This window comes from Natronomonas salina, assembly GCF_013391105.1.
Classification (GTDB): domain Archaea; phylum Halobacteriota; class Halobacteria; order Halobacteriales; family Haloarculaceae; genus Natronomonas; species Natronomonas salina.
Map to the genome: position 1 here is coordinate 2372086 of NZ_CP058335.1, position 17696 is coordinate 2389781.

Genomic DNA, 17696 nt, shown 5'->3' on the forward strand with positions numbered 1-17696 from the left:
TGTGGGACCGTCGATGTCTGGGGGTTCACCCTCGACTGCCAGTGCGGCCGGGCGTCCGCGCCCCCGTCACGTCTTTGAGGGGGAGCCCCGAACGCCAGGGCATGAAGGTCAGATTCAACCGGGACACCTGCATCGGGATGTTCCAGTGCGTCGCGGAGTGGGACGCCTTCCAGAAGGACGAGGACGCCGGCAAGGCGATTCTCGAGGGCAGCGAGGAGGTTGAGGAGGACATCTTCGAGCGGGAGGTCCCCGAGGACGCCGAGTTCGACGCGAAGTTCGCCGCGCGGGTCTGCCCCGTCGACGCCATCGAGATCTACGACGACGACGGCGAACAGCTGGTCTGAGGCCCTCGGACAACAAAACACAACGCCGTTCGCCCGAACGATTAATAGCGTCCGCGGCCACCTATTACGTGAGTGAATCCCATGCAGACCCGTAGCGAGCAACGGGACGCCGACCGGCTCTGCGAGTGGGCGTCGCTGACGGGCGAGCGACTCCCGGAGGAGTACGGGCCCTGCGGCCCGGAGAACGAGCGCGACTAGCTGATCTCGTCGTACTGCTCGGAGAGCTTGTCGGCGGCCTCGTCCATCAGCTCCGACTCGTAGTCGTCGAGGTCCCACTCGACGACCTCCTCGATGCCGTCCGAGCCGAGCCTGACGGGCACGCCGAAGGCGGTGTCCTCGTAGCCGTACTCGCCGTCGAGGACGAGCGACCCCGGCAGGACCTCGCCGGTGTCGCGGAGGACCGCCTCGACCATGTGGGCGACACCGGTGGCGGGCCCCCACTGGGTGGCGCCCTTCTTCTCGATGACGTCCATCGCGGACTCCTGGAGGTTGCCGAGGATCTCCTCCTTCTCGTCGTCGTCGAACTCGGGGTCGGCGCCGTCGACGCGGACCTTCGAGAAGACCGGGACCTGCGCGTCGCCGTGCTCGCCGAGGATGGTCGCCTCGACGTTCCTGACGGGGACGTCGAAGCGCTCCGAGAGGACGTACCGGAACCGCGCGGAGTCCAGCCGGCCGCCGAAGCCGATGACCTTGTGGCGGTCGCGGTCGCCGGACTCGTAGAGGTGGCGGTTCAGGAGGTCGACCGGGTTCGAGGTCGTGATCGAGACGTAGTCGTCGTTGTGCTCGTCGAGCGACGAGCCGATGTCCTCCATGATCGGCGCGTTGTCGCCCGCGAGGTCGATGCGGGTCTGGCCGGGCTGCCGCGGGATGCCGGCCGTGATGACGACGACGTCCGAGCCGGCGGTGTCCTCGTACTCGCCCTGGACGACGCGCGTGTTCGAGTCGTAGGCGATGCCGTGGTTCGTGTCGGCGGCCTGCCCGACGGTGGTCTCGCGCTGGTCCGGGATGTCGACGAAGACCAGCTCGTCTACGACGTCGCGAAGCGCGAGGCTGTACCCCGCCGCGGCGCCGACGGTCCCCGCCGCGCCGATGACGCTAACCTTTGCCATAATCGTCTCAAAACGCGGCTGGTAGCCGATTAACTCTTGTCCTTTCTGACGCCACGCTGGACGCCCGAAACCGGTCGGCTCGGTTGTCCTGGAGCCGATATTAGCCCCGCGTCGAACCGCCCGACGACAACCCGCGTACGCCGTTCGGCCCTACTCGGCCGACCCTCCAGCGGCGAGTCGGTGGCCGGGTTCGACACGCCTTTGGGCCGAACGGTCGGAGGTCGGGCCGTGACCTCCGGCCCCGTCCGGCGACTGTGGACCGACCCGAAGCGCCGGCGCTGGCTGGCCTTCGGGGCGCTGGCGGCGACGTACGCGCTGGTGTCGGTCTACCGGCTCTCGACGGCCGTCCTCGCCGACCAGCTGACCGCCGCCTTCGACGTGACCGGGACGCAACTCGGCACGCTCCACGCCTCGTTCTTCTACGTCTACGCCGCGATGCAGCTGCCGGCGGGGGTGTTCGCCGACCGGCTCGGGTCGCGCCGCACCGTGGCGGTCGGCGCCGTCGTGATGAGCCTCGGCGGCTTCGTCTTCGCGGGCGCCGACGCCTACGCCGTCGCCTTCGTCGGGCGCGCCCTCGTCGGCTTCGGCGGCAGCGTCCTCTTCATCGCCATCCTGCGGTTCTGCGCCAACTGGTTCCGCCCGACCGAGTTCGCCCGGATGAGCGGGCTCACGCTCGCTGTCGCCGGCTTCGGCGGCGTCCTGGCGACCACACCGCTGGCGCTCGCGGTGGCCTTCGCGGGCTGGCGCACCACCGTCGCCGGCCTCTCCGTGGTCGGCCTCGCGCTCGCCGCGACCGCCTACCTCGTCGCCCGCGACTCGCCCGTCGACGCCGGGTTCGACCCCATCGGCGGCGTCGAGACGCCCGGTGCGCCGACGCTGCGGGCCGTCCTCTCGAACGCCCGAACCGTCCTCGGCGAGGTCGAGACGTGGCTCTGCGGGGCTATCCTCTTCGCCGGCACCGGCGTCAACATCACCGTCATCGGGCTGTGGGGCATCCCCTACCTCGTCCAGACGTACGGGCTCTCGGTGACGGCCGCCTCGACGTTCACGCTGCTCGGCAGCGCCGGCCTCCTGCTGGGCCCGCCCTCCATCGGCGCGGTCTCGGACCGCCTCGGCAGCCGGACCCGGCTGATCGTCCTCGGGATGGGGTCGTACGCCACTGCGCTCGCCGTCCTCGCGGCTACCGGCGACCCGCCGCTGCCGGTCGTCGCCGTCGTCCTCTTCGCGACGGGCGCCCTGGCGGGCGCGTACGCGCTCACCTACGCCGTGGTGAAGGAGCGGCACGCGAACGCCGCCTCCGGCGTCTCGACGGGCACCGTCAACACGATGGCGTTCACGGGCGCGGCGGTCATGCCGACGCTGATGGGGTACGTCCTCGACGCCTACTGGACCGGCGAGACCATCGGCGGCGCCCGCGTCTACACGGAGTTCGGCTACCGCGTCGCGTTCTCGCTGGCCGCGGCCGCCGGATTCGGCGCCTTCCTGGCGGCCGTCTGGCTGCACCTGCGGACGGACGACGCGATCGCGTAGCCGGGCCCCGACCGAGCAAGCGGCCAATCGGACTCCGAGCGAGCGCCTCAAGTGTCCCGACCACTACTCTCGGACAATGAGCGACACCGGGCCACTCCAGCCTGACCGACCGGACCTCGACCGCCCGCTCGAGGTCGACGCGCCGTTCGAGCCGGCGGGCGACCAGCCGGAGGCCATCCGGCAACTCGTCGAGGGGTACGAGCGCGGCGCCGAGAAGCAGACGCTCCTGGGGGTCACGGGGTCGGGGAAGACCAACACCGTCTCGTGGGTCGTCGAGGAGCTCCAGCAGCCGACCCTCGTTCTGGCGCACAACAAGACCCTCGCCGCCCAGCTCTACGAGGAGTTCCGCAACCTCTTCCCGAACAACGCCGTCGAGTACTTCGTCTCCTACTACGACTACTACCAGCCGGAGGCGTACGTCGAGCAGACCGACACCTACATCGACAAGGACATGTCGATCAACGAGGAGATCGAGCGGCTCCGCCACTCCGCGACCCGCTCGCTGCTGACCCGCGACGACGTCATCGTCGTCGCCTCCGTCTCGGCCATCTACGGGCTGGGGGATCCGACGAACTACGAGGGGATGGCCCTCCGGCTCGAGCAGGGGCAGTCGTTCGACCGCGAGGACCTCCTGAAGCAGCTGGTCGACCTGAACTACGAGCGCAACGACGTCGACTTCCAGCAGGGCACCTTCCGCGTGCGCGGCGACACCGTCGAGATCTACCCGATGTACGGCCGGCGGGCCCTGCGGGTGGAGTTCTGGGGCGACGAGATCGACCGCATCATGAAGGTCGACGTGCTGAACGGCGAGGTGGTCTCCGAGGAGCCCGCCGCCCTCGTCCACCCAGCGGAGCACTACTCCATCCCAGAGACGAAGCTCGAGCAGGCCATCTCCGAGATCGAGGAACTGATGGAGCGCCGGGTGAGCTACTTCGAGCGGCAGGGCGACCTCGTCGCCGCCCAGCGCATCGAGGAGCGCACCACCTTCGACATCGAGATGCTCCGGGAGACGGGCTACTGCTCGGGCATCGAGAACTACTCGGTGCACATGTCCGACCGCGACTCCGGCGACCCGCCGTACACGCTCATCGACTACTTCCCGGACGACTTCCTCACCGTCGTCGACGAGTCGCACGTCACCATCCCGCAGATCAAGGGCCAGTACATGGGCGACAAGTCCCGGAAGGACTCGCTGGTCGAGAACGGCTTCCGGCTGCCGACCGCCTACGACAACCGGCCGCTGACCTTCGAGGAGTTCGAGGAGAAGACCGACCGCACCCTCTACGTGAGCGCGACGCCGGGCGACTACGAGCGCGAGCACTCCGAGCAGATCGTCGAGCAGATCGTCCGGCCGACGTACCTCGTCGACCCCGAGGTCGAGGTCGCCTCCGCGGAGGGCCAGGTCGAGGACCTGATGGACCGCATCGAGAACATGCCCGACGAGGAGCGCGTCCTCGTGACGACGCTGACCAAGCGGATGGCCGAGGACCTCACCGAGTACCTCGAGGGCGCCGGCGTCGACGTCGCGTACATGCACGACGAGACCGACACCCTCGAGCGCCACGAGCTCATCCGGGCGCTCCGGCTCGGCGAGATCCAGGTGCTCGTCGGCATCAACCTCCTCCGGGAGGGCCTCGACATCCCCGAGGTGAGCCTGGTTGCCATCCTCGACGCTGACCAGGAGGGCTTCCTCCGCTCCGAGACCACGCTCATCCAGACGATGGGGCGGGCGGCCCGGAACGTCAACGGTCGGGTCGTCCTCTACGCCGACGACGAGACCGACTCGATGCGGTCGGCCATCGACGAGACCCGCCGCCGTCGCCGGATTCAGACGGAGTTCAACGAGGAGCACGGCCACGAGCCCCGGACCATCGAGAAGGAGGTCGGCGAGACGAACCTGCCGGGGTCGAAGACCGAGACCGGCGAGGTCTCCGGCGTCGAGGCCGACGACCTCGACGAGGCCGAGGAGCTCATCGAGCGCCTCGAGCGACGGATGGAGGAGGCCGCCGACAACCTGGAGTTCGAACTGGCCGCCGACATCCGCGACCGCATCCGCCAGGTCCGGGAGTCGTTCGACGAACTGGCCGACCCCGACGACGGCGTCCCGACGCCCGACGACGAGATCTGACCCGCCCCGACGCCGTCCGCTTTTATTGCCGCCGCGAGTGACACCCACCTATGGCCGTCCGCGCCTACCTGCGCTCGCCCGCCGCCATCGCCTGGACGCTGCTCGGCGCCGCCGCGGTCGGCGCCGTCTGCGGCCTGGGCTGGCTGGCCCTGGCGGCGGTCCGGTCGAGCAACCTCGGCGGGAACTCCCTGGCCACGGGCGGCATCGCGGAGCTTCTCTACGTCGCCGTCCTCCTGGTGGTGCTCGCCGTCCTCGCGGTCGTCTGGCTCCCCTTCGACGCCGGCATCGCCCACGCCGTCGGTCGGCGGGCCCGCGGCGACCGCGTCTCCTTCCGCCGGTCGGTCGCCGCGGTGCGCACCAGCGGCCGGTCGCTCGCCCGCTGGCTGAAGACCCGCGCCGCCGTCGGCCCCCTCGCCGCGCGCGTCCTCACCGAGGACGACGTCGCCCCCAACGAGGTCGTCGTCGGCTGCCAGAAGTTCGTCGTCCCGGCGCTGCTGCTGGACGCGCCCGCCACGCTCCCGCGGGCGGTCGAGCGCGCCAATCGCGTGACGCCGCAGCCGGGGCACGAGCGCCTGCTCGTCGGCTGTCTCGGCGCGACGGGCCTCCTCGCCGCCGCGCTGGTCTTCGGCCCGGCAGGTTCGCCCGCCCCCATCGCCGCCGTCGCGTCGCCGCTGGCGGCCGGCGTCGTCGTCCTGGGCGCCGTCGTCACGGCCGCGCTGAGCGCCGCCTGGCGGGCGTCGGTGTACGCCTCGCAGGACCTCTCCGAGGGGTTCTCCCGGTAGCGGCTGCCGGGGGCGGCGGGCCGACCCGCACGGAACCGGACGTTTTGTGACCCCGGGCGACGCAGCTACGGTATGCTCATCGCCTTCGACTTCGACGGGACGCTCTCCGACTCGGAGATGACGGTCCTGCTGGGGGAGGAAGCCGGCGTCGCCGACGAGATCGACGAGATCACCGAGCGCGCGATGAACGACGAGATCTCCTACGCCGAGAGCCTCTACGAGCGCGCCGAGCTGCTCGACGGCCTCGAGGACGACGACGTCGAGGCGGCCTTCGACCGCGTGGAACTGCGCGAGGGCGCCGCCGACGTCATCCGGGCGCTCGACGACGCGGGCAACCACGTCGCCATCCTCACCGGCGGCTTCGACCGCGGCGTCTCGATGGCCCTCGAGAAGGAGGACGTCTACGTCGACACCATCGTCGCCAACCGCCTGCCGATGCGCAACGGCAAGCTGACCGGCGAGGCCGAGGGCCCGCTCATCGAGGGCACGAAGGACGAGGCGCTGAAGGACCTCTCGGAGGAGGTCGGCATCGGGATGTCCGAGACCGTCGCCATCGGTGACGGCGCCAACGACCTCCCGATGCTCGAGGTCGCCGACCTCGCGATCGGCTACGAGCCGAAGCCGGCCGTCGAACCGCACTGCGACGTCGTCGTCACGTCGATGGCGGAACTGCAGGACCTCCTCGAGGAGCGGAACGTCGTATAACGGCTCCAGAAGCCGACCTCTTTCGGGTCCCCACCGGCCGAGCGTTTATATTCGAAGACGGGACGAGACGCCCCGTGACGTGAGACCCGTCCGGCGGCCGGTCGAGGTGGGTGTGCGGAGTGCCGCCGTCGGACAGCTATACGCTCCGCCTGTTCGCACGAACCGGCAGCCCCGTGGTCGCCGGCGTCAGGTCGCCTCGTCGATCGCCGCGTCCAGGTCGGCGATGATGCGGTCGGTGTCCTCCAGGCCGACCGAGAGGCGGACGAGGTCGTCGGTGACGCCGCTGGCCTGCTTCTCCTCGTCGGTGAGCTGCTGGTGGGTCGTCGACCCGGGGTGGATGATGAGCGTCTTCGCGTCCCCGACGTTCGCCAGCAGGCTGGCCAGCTCCGTCGACTCGACGGTCTTGCGGGCGGCGTCGTAGCCCGCCTCCAGTCCGAAGGTGATCATCCCGCCGTAGCCGCCGTCGAGGTACTGGCTTGCGGTGTCGTGCGTCTCGTGGCTGTCGAGGCCGGGGTAGGTGACCCAGGAGACCTCGGGGTGGTCGTCGAGGTACTCGGCGACGGCCTGGGCGTTCTCGCAGTGCCGCTCCATCCGCATCGGCAGCGTCTCCAGCCCCTGGACCGTGGTCCAGGCGTCGAACGGCGCCTGCTGGTTGCCGAGGTCGCGCAGCCCGCGGGTCCGGGCCGCGTAGGCGAAGGCGGCCTCGCCGAACGTCTCCTCGAAGTTGATCCCGTGGTAGGCGGGGTTCGGCTTGGCGACCTCCGGGAACCGGTCGGCGTGCTTCCCCCAGGGGAACGAGCCGCCGTCGATCAGGACGCCGCCGATGGTCGTCCCGGAGCCGTGGATCCACTTCGTCGTGGAGTTCCACACGAGGTCGGCGCCGTGCTCGAGCGGTCGGCAGAGCGCGGGCGTCGCGAACGTGTTGTCGACGAACAGCGGGACGCCGTTGTCGTGGGCGATGTCGGCCAGGCGCTCGAGGTCCGGCGTCACGAGCGCCGGGTTGCCGATGGTCTCGCAGTGGACGAAGGCGGTGTCCTCGTCGATGGCCTCCTCGTAGGCGTCGTAGTCGAGGGTGTCGACGAACCGCGTCTCGACGCCGCGGCGCTCGACGGTGTGGGTGAGGTAGGTGTAGGTGCCGCCGTACAGCGACGACGCCGAGACGATGTTGTCGCCGGCGGAGGCGAGGATGAACGTCGCGAGGTCGAACGACGCCATCCCCGAGGACGTCGCCAGCGCCGCGACGCCGCCCTCGAGGGTCGCCATCCGCTGTTCGAGCACGGCGTTCGTCGGGTTCATGATCCGCGAGTAGATGTTGCCGGCCTCCTGCAGGCCGAAGAGGTCGGCGGCGTGCTCGGCGTCCTCGAACTCGTAGGACGTGGTCTGGTAGATCGGCGGTGCCCGGGCGCCGGTCGTCGGGTCGGCCTCCTGGCCGGCGTGCAGCGAGTCGGTGTACAGGTCGTCGCGGTCGAACATGCTGTGGTAAATCCCGTCGCTGAACCCCATAAAACCACCCCCGAACCGAAAAGCGCGTCCGGCGGCGGGCCGCCCTCAGTCCGAGAAGAGGCTCGTGTGGACGGGGGCGAACTCGTCGCCGGCGTCCTCGTCGGCTGCCGTGTCCGAGACGGCCTTGCCGGCGACGCCCGAGTCGAGGAAGTCCGCCAGCGGCGGCCCGACGCGGTCCGGCTCGACGAGGAACGCGTCGTGGCCGTGGTCGGAGTCGACGACGTGGTGGGCCGTCCGGGCGTCGGTCGCCCGGAACGCCTCGGCCAGCCGCTCTGACTGCGCGACGGTGAAGTGCCAGTCGCCGGTGAAGGAGAGGAGCAGCGCCTCGCCGTCGTAGGCCGCCAGCGCGTCCGCGTCGTCCTCGTAGCCCGACGCGAGGTCGTAGTTGTCCATCGCGCGCGTCAGGTAGAGGTAGGAGTTGGCGTCGAACCGCTCGGCGAACTTCTCGCCCTGGTAGTCGAGGTACGACTCGACCTCCCGGTAGGGGAAGAAGCCCGCTGCGGGGTCGGTCGGGAAGGCGTCCCGGCCGGCGTCCATCCCGGCCGAACGCCGCCCGAACTTGTCCTCCATCGACGACTTCGAGAGGTACATGACGTGGCCGATCTGGCGGGCCAGCGACAGCCCCTCCGTCGGGTGGTCGTCGCCGTAGTAGTCGCCGCCGTTCCAGTTCGGGTCGGTGGTGATCGAGCGGCGGGCGATGGCGTCCAGCGCGAGGCACTGCGGGTCGAGGCGGGCGGCCGCGGCGATGACGATGACGCGGTCGGCGTGGTCGGGGTGGCGCTTCGCCCAGTCGAGGACGTTCATCCCGCCGACGCTGCCGCCGACGACGGCGTGGAGGTGCGGGACGCCGAGTTCGTTGAGGAGGCGGCGCTGTGCGCGCGTCCAGTCGGCGACGGTCACCGCGGGGAAGTCGGTGCCCCAGGGCTCGCCGGTCTCGGGGTTCGTGGAGGCGGGCCCCGAGGAGCCGTAACAGGACCCCGGGATGTTCGCACAGATCACGTAGTACTCGGTGGTGTCGACGGCCTTCCCGGGGCCGACGATGTCGTCCCACCAGGCGTGGGCCTGCCCGGCGGTGTCGGCCCGTCGTCTACTGCCGGCGACGTGCTGGCTGCCGGTGAGAGCGTGGCAGACGAGCACGGCGTTGTCGCCGGTGAACTCGCCGTAGGTCTCGTAGGCGATCTCGAGGTCGGGGATCGACTCCCCGCACTCGAAGGTGAACTCGCCGAGCGAGACGGTCTCCTGCGTCATAGTACGTTGTCCAGGTCCGCGATCACGTCGTCGACGTCCTCGAGGCCCACCGAGAGGCGGACGAGGTCGGGCGTGACGCCGCTCTCGCGCTGCTGTGCTTCCGTGAGCTGTGCGTGCGTGGTCGAGGCCGGGTGGATGACCAGCGTCCGTGCGTCCCCGATGTTGGCCAGGAACTTCGCGATTTCGGTCTCCTCGCAGATTCGCTTCGCGGCCTCGAAGCCGCCCTCGGGGCCGAACGCGACCATCCCGCCGTAACCACCCTGGAGATATCTGCTGGCCGCGTCGTGCGTCTCGTGGTCGTCGAGGCCGGGGTAGGTGACCCAGGCGACCTCGGGGTGGTCGTCGAGGTACTCGGCGACGGCCTGAGCGTTCTCGCAGTGCCGCTCCATCCGGAGCTGGAGGGTCTCGACGCCCTGGAGGGTCACCCAGGCGTCGAACGGGGACTGCTGGTCGCCGATGCTGCGGGAGGCGCGCTGCCGGGCGGCCATCGTCACGGCGCGGTCGCCGAACCGCTCGGCGAAGTTCACGCCGTCGAAGGCCGGGTTGGGGGCGGCGATCTCGGGGTACTTCTCGGGGTGGTCGGCGAAGGGGAAGGAGCCGTCGGTGACGAGCACGCCGCCAAGGGTCGTCCCGGAGCCGTGGATCCACTTGGTGGTCGACTCCCAGACGACATCGGCGCCGTGTTCGAGCGGTCGACACAGTGCGGGCGTCGCGAACGTGTTGTCGACCACGAGGGGGACGCCGTGCTCGTGGGCGACGTCGGCGATGGCCTCCAGCGGCGGCGTCACCAGCGAGGGGTTGCCGATGGTCTCGCAGTGGACGTAGGCGGTGTCCTCGTCGATGGCCGCGGCGTAGGCCTCGGGGTCGAGGGTGTCGACGAACCGCGCCTCGATGCCGCGGCGACCGGCGGTGTGCGTGAGGTAGGCGTGGGTGCCGCCGTAGATGGACGAGGCGGAGACGACGTTGTCGCCGGCCTCGGCGAGGACGAGCGTCGCGGCGTCGAGGGCGCCCATCCCGGCCGCGGTGGCGAGGGCGTCGACGCCGCCCTCCAGCGACGCGAGCCGCTCCTCGAGGGCGCGGACGGTCGGGTTGGCGATGCGAGAGTAGACGTTCCCCTCGTCCTCCAGCGCGTAGCGGGAGGCGGCGATATCGGCGTCGGGGAACTCGTAGGAGGTCGTCTGGTAGATCGGCGGCGCCGCGGCGCCCGTCGACGGGTCTGGCCCCTGACCGACGTGGAGACACCGCGTGCCGAACCCCAGCTGCCCCCCGCCAGCCGAGGCCGACTCCGTTCCCTGCCGGTCCTCGTCGTTCATGTATAGCGTGCATATCACTCCACACTTCTATAACTACCAGTTACGGCAAGGTTTGCCCGTCCCGACAGTCGCCTCGCCCGCTGGGGATTCTTCGGCGGAGCGGTCGTCTCGTCCCGGCGCCCCGCGGCGAACCCCCTCGTTGCACCTGGAACATCGCAGACGGCGACGGGGTCGAGGCGCCGCTGACCACTTTCACTCCGGCGGGTTTCGTCCCCGGAAGCAGTGGTGCGGGGTGCCAGCCCGAAGACAGAGCCAACGGCTGTGGCCGTTAGCCACCCCCGAAGAGGGCCGCCGAACTAAACAACCCTCAGACCGGCTCAGTGTTCGATACACGAGCGGGCGGCGTGTCGTCCGTCATTCGAGGAAGCTGCGACCCGCCCGCTCGTCGGTCGACCGTCTGACATCTCCACGCGAAACAAAGGGGTAACCGAGCCGAAGGACATGGAAATCGCTTCCGTGGCGCGCGTCGCTACTGCCGTTCGACTTCGTGACGACCGAAGCCGTAGCGGAGCCGATTGGCGAGGCGGCGCGAGAACTTGCCGTCCTCGCCGACCCGGGAGTCGAAGCGCTCGCCGAGCGCCTCGTAGATGAGCGGGACGGCGACCTCCTGTTCGAGCGCCTCCTGGACCGTCCAGGTGCCGGTCGACCCGCCGGCGACGTGGTCGGCGACGTCGCCGAGGTCCGACCCCTCCTCGCGGAACGCCTCCTCGCAGAGCTCCAGCAGCCACGACCGGATGACCGCGCCGTTGTTCCACGTGCGCGCGACGGACTCCATGTCGAGGTCGTAGCGGCCCTCGTGGAGCAGTTCGAACCCCTCCCCGTAGGCCTGCATCAGCGCGTACTCGACGCCGTTGTGGACCATCTTCACGTAGTGGCCCGAGCCGAGCGCGCCCATGCGGTCGTGGCCGTCCGGCCCGGTGGCGACGGCGTCGAAGACGGGCGTCATCGCCTCGTAGGCCCACTCCGGGCCGCCGATCATCAGCGAAAAGCCGAGTTCCGCGCCGGCCGGGCCGCCGGAGGTGCCGCAGTCGAGGTAGGCGGCCTCGAGGGCCTCGCCGCGGTCGACCGACTTCTCGAAGTGGGAGTTGCCGCCGTCGACGACGACGTCGTCGGCGTCGAGGTGGGGTTCGAGTTCCTCGAGGGTCGCGTCGACGGCGTCGCCAGCGGGTACCATCAGCCAGACGCGCTTCTCGTCGGGGAGCCGGTCGACGAGGTCCGCGACGGAGTCTGCGGGTTCGGAACCCGCGTCGGCGGCCGCCGCGACGGCCTCGTCGTCGAGGTCGAACGCCACGACGTCGTGGCCCGCGTCCTGCACCCGGTCGACGACGATGCGGCCCATCCGGCCGAGACCGATAACACCCAGTTGCATACCCGGTCGTCGTCGGCCCGACAGGTGAGGATTGTGATTCGGGGCGGCTCGCCCGCTGGAAACTGATATAAATGGCCGGCTAGAGGCGCCGATAACCCTTTTTGAATAGTTGCAGTTGTCTCGATCCGAAACGATGCGTGGCCAGTTCACCCGGCGAGGGCTCCTCCGCCTCGCCGCCGCAGCCGGGATCGCCCCCAGCGTCGCGGGGGGCGCCTCGGCCGCGCTCCCGTCGGACCCGGAGGGGCTCGACGGGGTCGACGGCGACTGGTACGAACGCGAGTTCCGCAACTACGCGAAGACCCAGGAGGCCCCCGCAGAGCAGGCCTCCGACCCGGACTTCATGGTCCGCTGGCAGCGCCGCAGCCAGCGCAACGCCGCCAGCTACGCCGAGCGCGTCGCCGCCGAACCCGGCTGGCGGAGCCACGCGAACCTCTGTGCGACGTGGGGCGAGCAGTGCACCGGCGACCCCGCCCTCTACCGCGACGTCGACTCCCGCGACTTCTACGGCACCACCGGCGAGCGCCGCCGCGTCGCCTTCTTCGACCGCCAGGGCGCCCGTCTCTCCGGCCACCTCTGGACGCCCGTCGACGCCGACCCGGGCGACGACCTGCCGGGGGTCGTGATCACCAACGGCTCCGTCCAGGCGCCCGAACCGCTCTACTGGTGGGCCGCCCAGGCGCTCGTCGAGGCCGGCTACGTCGTCCTCACGTACGACCCGCGGGGCCAGGGCCGCTCCGACAGCGTCACGCCCGACGGCGCTCCCGGCGGCAACGCCAACGGCTCGGTGTTCGTCTCCAACCAGGTCGACGCCGTCGACTTCTTCCGGTCGACGCCGGAGTCGCCGTACGGTCCCAACGCCGAGTACGACCGCGGCGACGGCGCGCCCGTCGAACCGCACAACCCGGCGTTCGACCTGCTCGACCCCGACGTCCGCGAGTCCGGTGGCGACCGCCTCGGCATCGCCGGCCACTCGGCGGGCGCCATGGGCGCCAGCATCGTCCAGGGGTTCGCGGACGACGACTGGCCTGGCGTTCACGACGGCAACCCGGTCGACGCGGTCGTCGCCTGGGACAACCTCGGGGACGGCGACGACGTCGGCGGCGGACCCGCCGGCGCCGTCACCGACGCGACGGAGTTCGCCGAGACGGTCCCCGAGGGCGACGTCGAACCCCGCGTCCCGGCGATGGGCCAGTCCGGCGACTACTTCCTGACGCCGACGCCCCACGAGCGGCCGCCCGACCCCGACGCGAAGGCCACGGGGTTCGAGCGGTGGCGCGACGCGGACGTCCCCGCCTGCCAGTTGGTCGTCCGCGGCGGCACCCACTACGAGTGGTCGCTGCTCCCGACGTTCCCCGCGACGTCGTGGGACTTCGGCAACGCACTCGCCGAGCACTACACCGTCGCCTGGTTCGACCGCTGGCTGAAGGACCCTGACGAAGACGGCTACCACGACGCCGACGACCGGCTGCTGGCGGACGACGCCTGGGCCGACCACTTCAGCTTCCACTACCGGTCGAAGCGGGCCTTCCCGGGCCGCGACCGGCAGTACCACGAGTGCGACGACATCCGGGCCGGCTGCGACGCGCCGTCGCCGCCCGGGCAGTAGCCGCAGTGCAGAAGCGAGGTGGGAACCCGAATCGGAGAGCGCCGCCGGAACCGTCGTAAGCGAACCTTTTTACCGGGAAGGACCCACCGAACGGGTATGCGCGCGACCCAGTCGGTAGTACGTGGGCTGTAATCGCGCCTTCTCCGGGGGCGCACGTTCGAATCGCCTACCGACTGGTCTACGCGACACCCAATCATGAGCGAGGTTCCAGACGACTACGATCCCGACGAGGCAGAACAGCAGTGGCGCCGGCAGTGGCAGGAGTCGGATGTCTACGGCTACGACGACGACCCCGAGCGCCCCGACTACGTCATCGACACGCCGCCGCCGTACCCGACCGGCAACCTCCACATCGGGAACGCGCTGGGCTGGTGCTACATGGACTTCGCGGCCCGCTACCACCGGCTGCGTGGCGACGACGTCCTGTTCCCGCAGGGGTGGGACTGCCACGGCCTGCCCACCGAGGTGAAGGTCGAGGAGAACCGCGACGTCCACCGCTCCGAGGTCTCCCGCGAGCAGTTCCGCGAGTGGTGCATCGAGCACACCGAAGAGCAGATCGAGGCGATGAAGGAGACGATGCACACCCTCGGGTTCTCTCAGGACTGGGCCCACGAGTACAAGACGATGGACCCGGAGTACTGGGGGGAGACCCAGCGGTCCTTCGTCGAGATGGCCGACGACGACTACGTCTACCAGGACGAGCACCCGGTCAACTGGTGTCCGCGCTGCGAGACGGCCATCGCCGACGCGGAGGTCGAGAACGAGGACCACGAGGGCACGCTGTACTACGTCTCCTTCGACGGCGTCGACAACGACGACATCGAGATCGCGACGACGCGACCGGAACTGCTGGCGGCCTGCGTCGGGATGGCGGTCGACCCCGACGACGAGCGGTACGCCGACCGCATCGGCGACACCTTCGAGGTGCCGCTGTTCGAGCAGGAGGTCGAGCTCATCGCCGACGCGGACGTCGACTCCGACTTCGGCACCGGCGCCGTCATGATCTGCACCTTCGGCGACAAGCAGGACGTCGACTGGTGGGCCGAGCACGACCTCGACCTCCGGCCGGTGTTCACCGAGGACGGCCACCTGAACGACCTGGCCGGCGAGTTCGAGGGCCTGGCCATCGACGAGGCGAAGGAGGAGATCGCGACCGCCCTCCAGAAGTCCGGCCACCTGAACGACGAGGAGACCACCGAGCAGTCGGTCGGGCAGTGCTGGCGCTGCGACACCCCCATCGAGATCCTCTCGAAGGAGCAGTGGTTCGTCACCGTCGACCAGGGGGAGATCCTCGAGACAGCCCAGGAGGTCGAGTGGTTCCCCGAGCACATGTACGACCGCCTCGAGGACTGGGCCGAGGGGATGGAGTGGGACTGGGTCATCTCCCGGCAGCGCGTCTTCGCGACGCCCATCCCGGCCTGGGAGTGCGACGACTGCGATCACGTCGAGATCGCCGGCGCGGGCGAGGTCCCGGTCGACCCGACGACCGAGGCCCCCGCCGTCGGCGATTGCCCGCAGTGCGGCGGGCACGCCTGGACCGGCGAGACCGACGTGATGGACACGTGGATGGACTCCTCGATCTCGCCGATGTTCGTCGCCGGCTGGCCGGACGACGAGTTCGAGCCCGTCCAGCTGCGCGAGCAGGGCCACGACATCATCCGGACGTGGGCGTTCTACACCATCCTCCGGACCGCCGCCGTCACCGACGAGCACCCCTGGGAGGAGGCGCTCATCAACGGGATGGTCTTCGGCGAGGACGGCAACAAGATGTCGAAGTCCCGCGGCAACTTCGTCCAGCCCGAGGAGGTCGTCGAGGAGTACGGCGCCGACGCCTTCCGGCAGGCGATGGCGCTGGGCGGCCAGCCCGGCACCGACATCCAGTTCCAGTGGAAGGAGGTCACCTCCGCGAGCCGCTTCCAGACGAAGGTCTGGAACATCACGAAGTTCGCGTCGGGCCACCTCGACGAGGACACCCCCGCGATCAGCGACCCGGCGTACCGCGACGCCGACGAGTGGATCCTCTCGAAGTGCGCCCGCATCGCCGAGTCGGTCGCCGACGACATGGACGAGTACCGCTTCGACAGTGCGCTCCGGCAGGTCCGGGACTTCGTCTGGCACGACCTCGCCGACGACTACCTCGAACTCGTGAAGGGCCGCCTCTACGAGGGCCGCCCCGGCGAACGGAAGGCCGCCGAGCACGCACTCTACACCGCGCTCACCGCATCGCTGCGGATGCTCGCGCCGTTCGCGCCGTTCATCACCGAGGAGGCCTGGAGCCACCTGCCGACCGAGGGTAGCGTCCACGAGGCCGACTGGCCGGACCTCCCCGACTGCGACCCCGAGGCCGAGGAGCGCGGCGAGCTCGTCGCCGAGGTCGCGGCGACGGTCCGCGGCTGGAAGTCCGACGAGGGCAAGCCGCTGAACGCCGACCTCGACCGCGTCGAGGTCTACCTCGACGAGGAGCGCCCGCTCGACACCTACGACCTCGCCGACACGGTCAACGGCCCGGTCTACGTCGAGGAGGGCCGCCCGAACGTCGAGCTGGTGCCCGTCGACGTCGACGTCGAGCACAGCGAGCTCGGCCCGGTGTTCCGCGACCAGGCCGGCGACGTCGTGGCGGCCCTGGAGGCCGCCGACCCCGCGGAGCTGCAGGCCGAACTGACCACGAAGGGCCACGTCGAACTCGACCTCGACGGCGAGACGGTCACGGTCGAGGACGAGATGTTCGACGTCGTCGAGGAGCAGCGCGCCGAGAGCGGCGAGGAGGTCGTCGTGCTGGAGGCGGGCGAGGCGACCGTGCTGGTGTTCGAGTAGGGAGGGAACGAAGGTCTCTCGAACGAACGGGGAGCGGAGCGACCCTCGAGTAGGGCGACTCCCAGTGCAGGGAGGCGTCCCTCGAATCCCGAACGTCACGCTTACCCCGTCGTCGCCCCATCCCTCGGACATGGCAGACCGGATCATGAAGGTCAACGCGTTCACGACGCTGGACCTCGTCGAGGGCGAGGCCGAGGGCCACGGTTTCGACGAGGACGCCTACGCGGTCCTGAACGTCACGAGCCCCCGGGAGGACCCCGACCACGTCTCGCTGCAGCTGGAGCTCGACAACACGGAACTCGAGCACCTGCAGCCCCACGCGGATAGGGTCACACTCACCGCCGAGGAGGCGCGGACGCTCGCCGAGGACCTCGAGAAGCACGCCGCGAAGGTCGAGGACGCCGGGAACTGAGCGGCGCGGTCAGGCCAGCTTGCCGAACTCCGCGGGCGTCAGCTCGATGTCGGCGGCGGCGACGTTCTGTTCGAGGTGCTCGACGCTCGAGGTGCCGGGGATGGGGAGCATCACCTCGGAGCGCTCCAGCAGCCACGCGAGCGCGATCTGCTGGGGCGTCGCGTCGTGGGACTCCGCGACGTCCTCGATCCCCTCGACGTCGTCGAGGTCGCCGGCGGCCAGCGGGAAGTACGGGATGAAGCCGATGCCGTACTCCTCGCAGGCCTCGAGGACGTCGCCCTCGTCGCGGTCGCCGACGTTGTAGCGGTTCTGGACGGTCGCCACCTCGACGTGGTCGCGGGCCGTCTCCAGCTGGTCGACGCTGACGTTCGAGACGCCGAGGTGGTGGATGATGCCGTCGTCCTTCAGCTCCGCCAGCGCCGTGATGGAGTCCTCGAAGTCGACGTCCGGGTCGGGGCGGTGGAGCTGGTAGAGCCCGAAGGAGTGGAGGCCGAGCCGGTCGAGGCTCTTGAGCGCGGCGTCCCGGAGGTAGTCGGGGTCGCCGCAGGGCAGCCAGTCGCCGTCGCGGTTCCGCAGCAACCCGCCCTTCGTCGCGACGACGACGTCGTCGTAGGGCGCGAGCGTCTCGCCGATGAGCCGCTCGCTGACGCCCGGGCCGTAGGAGTCGGCGGTGTCGACCAGGTCGACCAGCTCGGCCGCCCGCCGGAGGACCCGCCGCGCCTCGTCGACGTCGTCGGGCTCGCCGATGATGTCCTCGCCCGTGATGCGCATGGCGCCGAAGCCGAGTCGACCGACCGTCAGGTCTCCGCCGATGTCGAAGGTGTCCATACCCT

Annotated in this window: 14 protein-coding genes; 8 read left to right on the forward strand and 6 right to left on the reverse strand. The window is 70.2% G+C overall.

What is annotated here, in order from left to right; all coding sequences use genetic code 11:
- Positions 1 to 101: 101 nt before the first annotated feature.
- Positions 102 to 344, forward strand: coding sequence for a ferredoxin (locus HWV07_RS12375; protein WP_178334598.1), 243 nt, complete (start codon positions 102 to 104; stop codon positions 342 to 344).
- Positions 345 to 538: 194 nt separating this feature from the next.
- On the opposite strand, the gene mdh is transcribed toward HWV07_RS12375, so the two are convergent.
- Positions 539 to 1453 carry a malate dehydrogenase gene (mdh, locus tag HWV07_RS12380; RefSeq protein WP_178334599.1) on the reverse strand — a complete coding sequence of 305 codons (915 nt, stop codon included), beginning with the start codon at positions 1451 to 1453 and terminating at the stop codon, positions 539 to 541.
- A gap of 228 nt (positions 1454 to 1681) precedes the next feature.
- Here mdh and HWV07_RS12385 point away from each other — a divergent pair, with 228 nt between their 5' ends.
- From HWV07_RS12385 to serB, 4 genes are all read left to right on the forward strand, one after another.
- Entirely contained in the window at positions 1682 to 2983 is a 1302-nt protein-coding gene (locus HWV07_RS12385; protein ID WP_178334600.1) for an MFS transporter, read from the forward strand.
- A 76-nt stretch (positions 2984 to 3059) separates the two neighbouring features.
- Positions 3060 to 5111, forward strand: a complete 2052-nt coding sequence (uvrB, locus tag HWV07_RS12390) for an excinuclease ABC subunit UvrB (RefSeq protein ID WP_178334601.1) — start codon at positions 3060 to 3062, stop codon at positions 5109 to 5111.
- A 50-nt stretch (positions 5112 to 5161) separates the two neighbouring features.
- Positions 5162 to 5893 carry a hypothetical protein gene (locus tag HWV07_RS12395; protein WP_178334602.1) on the forward strand — a complete coding sequence of 244 codons (732 nt, stop codon included), beginning with the start codon at positions 5162 to 5164 and terminating at the stop codon, positions 5891 to 5893.
- Between the two features lie 72 nt (positions 5894 to 5965).
- Positions 5966 to 6598, forward strand: coding sequence for a phosphoserine phosphatase SerB (serB, locus tag HWV07_RS12400; protein ID WP_178334603.1), 633 nt, complete (start codon positions 5966 to 5968; stop codon positions 6596 to 6598).
- Between the two features lie 186 nt (positions 6599 to 6784).
- On the opposite strand, the gene HWV07_RS12405 is transcribed toward serB, so the two are convergent.
- The 4 genes from HWV07_RS12405 to gnd form a co-directional block, all read right to left on the reverse strand.
- A complete protein-coding gene (locus tag HWV07_RS12405) occupies positions 6785 to 8071 on the reverse strand; it encodes an O-acetylhomoserine aminocarboxypropyltransferase/cysteine synthase family protein (RefSeq protein ID WP_178334604.1) in 1287 nt (428 codons plus the stop codon).
- 75 nt (positions 8072 to 8146) lie between these two features.
- A complete protein-coding gene (gene metX / locus HWV07_RS12410; protein ID WP_178334605.1) occupies positions 8147 to 9349 on the reverse strand; it encodes a homoserine O-acetyltransferase MetX in 1203 nt (400 codons plus the stop codon).
- The gene (locus HWV07_RS12415; RefSeq protein WP_178334606.1) at positions 9346 to 10662 is read right to left on the reverse strand and encodes an O-acetylhomoserine aminocarboxypropyltransferase/cysteine synthase family protein; all 1317 of its coding nucleotides are present in this window, start codon (positions 10660 to 10662) and stop codon (positions 9346 to 9348) included. The genes metX and HWV07_RS12415 overlap by 4 nt, the downstream gene beginning before the upstream one ends.
- A 469-nt stretch (positions 10663 to 11131) precedes the next feature.
- A complete protein-coding gene (gene gnd, locus HWV07_RS12420; RefSeq protein ID WP_178334607.1) occupies positions 11132 to 12031 on the reverse strand; it encodes a phosphogluconate dehydrogenase (NAD(+)-dependent, decarboxylating) in 900 nt (299 codons plus the stop codon).
- A 133-nt stretch (positions 12032 to 12164) separates the two neighbouring features.
- Here gnd and HWV07_RS12425 point away from each other — a divergent pair, with 133 nt between their 5' ends.
- The 3 genes from HWV07_RS12425 (at position 12165) to HWV07_RS12435 (ending at position 16863) form a co-directional block, all read left to right on the forward strand.
- Positions 12165 to 13637, forward strand: a complete 1473-nt coding sequence (locus tag HWV07_RS12425; protein ID WP_178334608.1) for an alpha/beta hydrolase family protein — start codon at positions 12165 to 12167, stop codon at positions 13635 to 13637.
- 195 nt (positions 13638 to 13832) lie between these two features.
- Positions 13833 to 16451 carry a valine--tRNA ligase gene (locus HWV07_RS12430; protein ID WP_178334609.1) on the forward strand — a complete coding sequence of 873 codons (2619 nt, stop codon included), beginning with the start codon at positions 13833 to 13835 and terminating at the stop codon, positions 16449 to 16451.
- Positions 16452 to 16581: 130 nt separating this feature from the next.
- The gene (locus HWV07_RS12435; RefSeq protein WP_178334610.1) at positions 16582 to 16863 is read left to right on the forward strand and encodes a DUF6360 family protein; all 282 of its coding nucleotides are present in this window, start codon (positions 16582 to 16584) and stop codon (positions 16861 to 16863) included.
- 9 nt (positions 16864 to 16872) lie between these two features.
- Here HWV07_RS12435 and HWV07_RS12440 read toward each other — a convergent pair whose 3' ends face one another.
- Positions 16873 to 17691: an aldo/keto reductase gene (locus HWV07_RS12440; RefSeq protein WP_178334611.1), complete on the reverse strand. Its 819-nt coding sequence runs from the start codon at positions 17689 to 17691 to the stop codon at positions 16873 to 16875.
- Positions 17692 to 17696 lie beyond the last annotated feature (5 nt).

Excerpts from the sequence above, each read along its gene's own strand:
- HWV07_RS12375 (WP_178334598.1), top strand. The coding sequence starts at position 102 with ATGAAGGTCAGATTCAACCGGGACACCTGCATCGGGATGTTCCAGTGC.
- uvrB (WP_178334601.1), top strand. The coding sequence starts at position 3,060 with ATGAGCGACACCGGGCCACTCCAGCCTGACCGACCGGACCTCGACCGC.
- serB (WP_178334603.1), top strand. The coding sequence starts at position 5,966 with ATGCTCATCGCCTTCGACTTCGACGGGACGCTCTCCGACTCGGAGATG.
- HWV07_RS12440 (WP_178334611.1), bottom strand. The coding sequence starts at position 17,691 with ATGGACACCTTCGACATCGGCGGAGACCTGACGGTCGGTCGACTCGGC.
- mdh (WP_178334599.1), bottom strand. The coding sequence starts at position 1,453 with ATGGCAAAGGTTAGCGTCATCGGCGCGGCGGGGACCGTCGGCGCCGCG.
- metX (WP_178334605.1), bottom strand. The coding sequence starts at position 9,349 with ATGACGCAGGAGACCGTCTCGCTCGGCGAGTTCACCTTCGAGTGCGGG.
- gnd (WP_178334607.1), bottom strand. The coding sequence starts at position 12,031 with ATGCAACTGGGTGTTATCGGTCTCGGCCGGATGGGCCGCATCGTCGTC.
- HWV07_RS12395 (WP_178334602.1), top strand. The coding sequence starts at position 5,162 with ATGGCCGTCCGCGCCTACCTGCGCTCGCCCGCCGCCATCGCCTGGACG.
- HWV07_RS12430 (WP_178334609.1), top strand. The coding sequence starts at position 13,833 with ATGAGCGAGGTTCCAGACGACTACGATCCCGACGAGGCAGAACAGCAG.
- HWV07_RS12415 (WP_178334606.1), bottom strand. The coding sequence starts at position 10,662 with ATGAACGACGAGGACCGGCAGGGAACGGAGTCGGCCTCGGCTGGCGGG.
- HWV07_RS12425 (WP_178334608.1), top strand. The coding sequence starts at position 12,165 with ATGCGTGGCCAGTTCACCCGGCGAGGGCTCCTCCGCCTCGCCGCCGCA.
- HWV07_RS12405 (WP_178334604.1), bottom strand. The coding sequence starts at position 8,071 with ATGTTCGACCGCGACGACCTGTACACCGACTCGCTGCACGCCGGCCAG.
- HWV07_RS12435 (WP_178334610.1), top strand. The coding sequence starts at position 16,582 with ATGGCAGACCGGATCATGAAGGTCAACGCGTTCACGACGCTGGACCTC.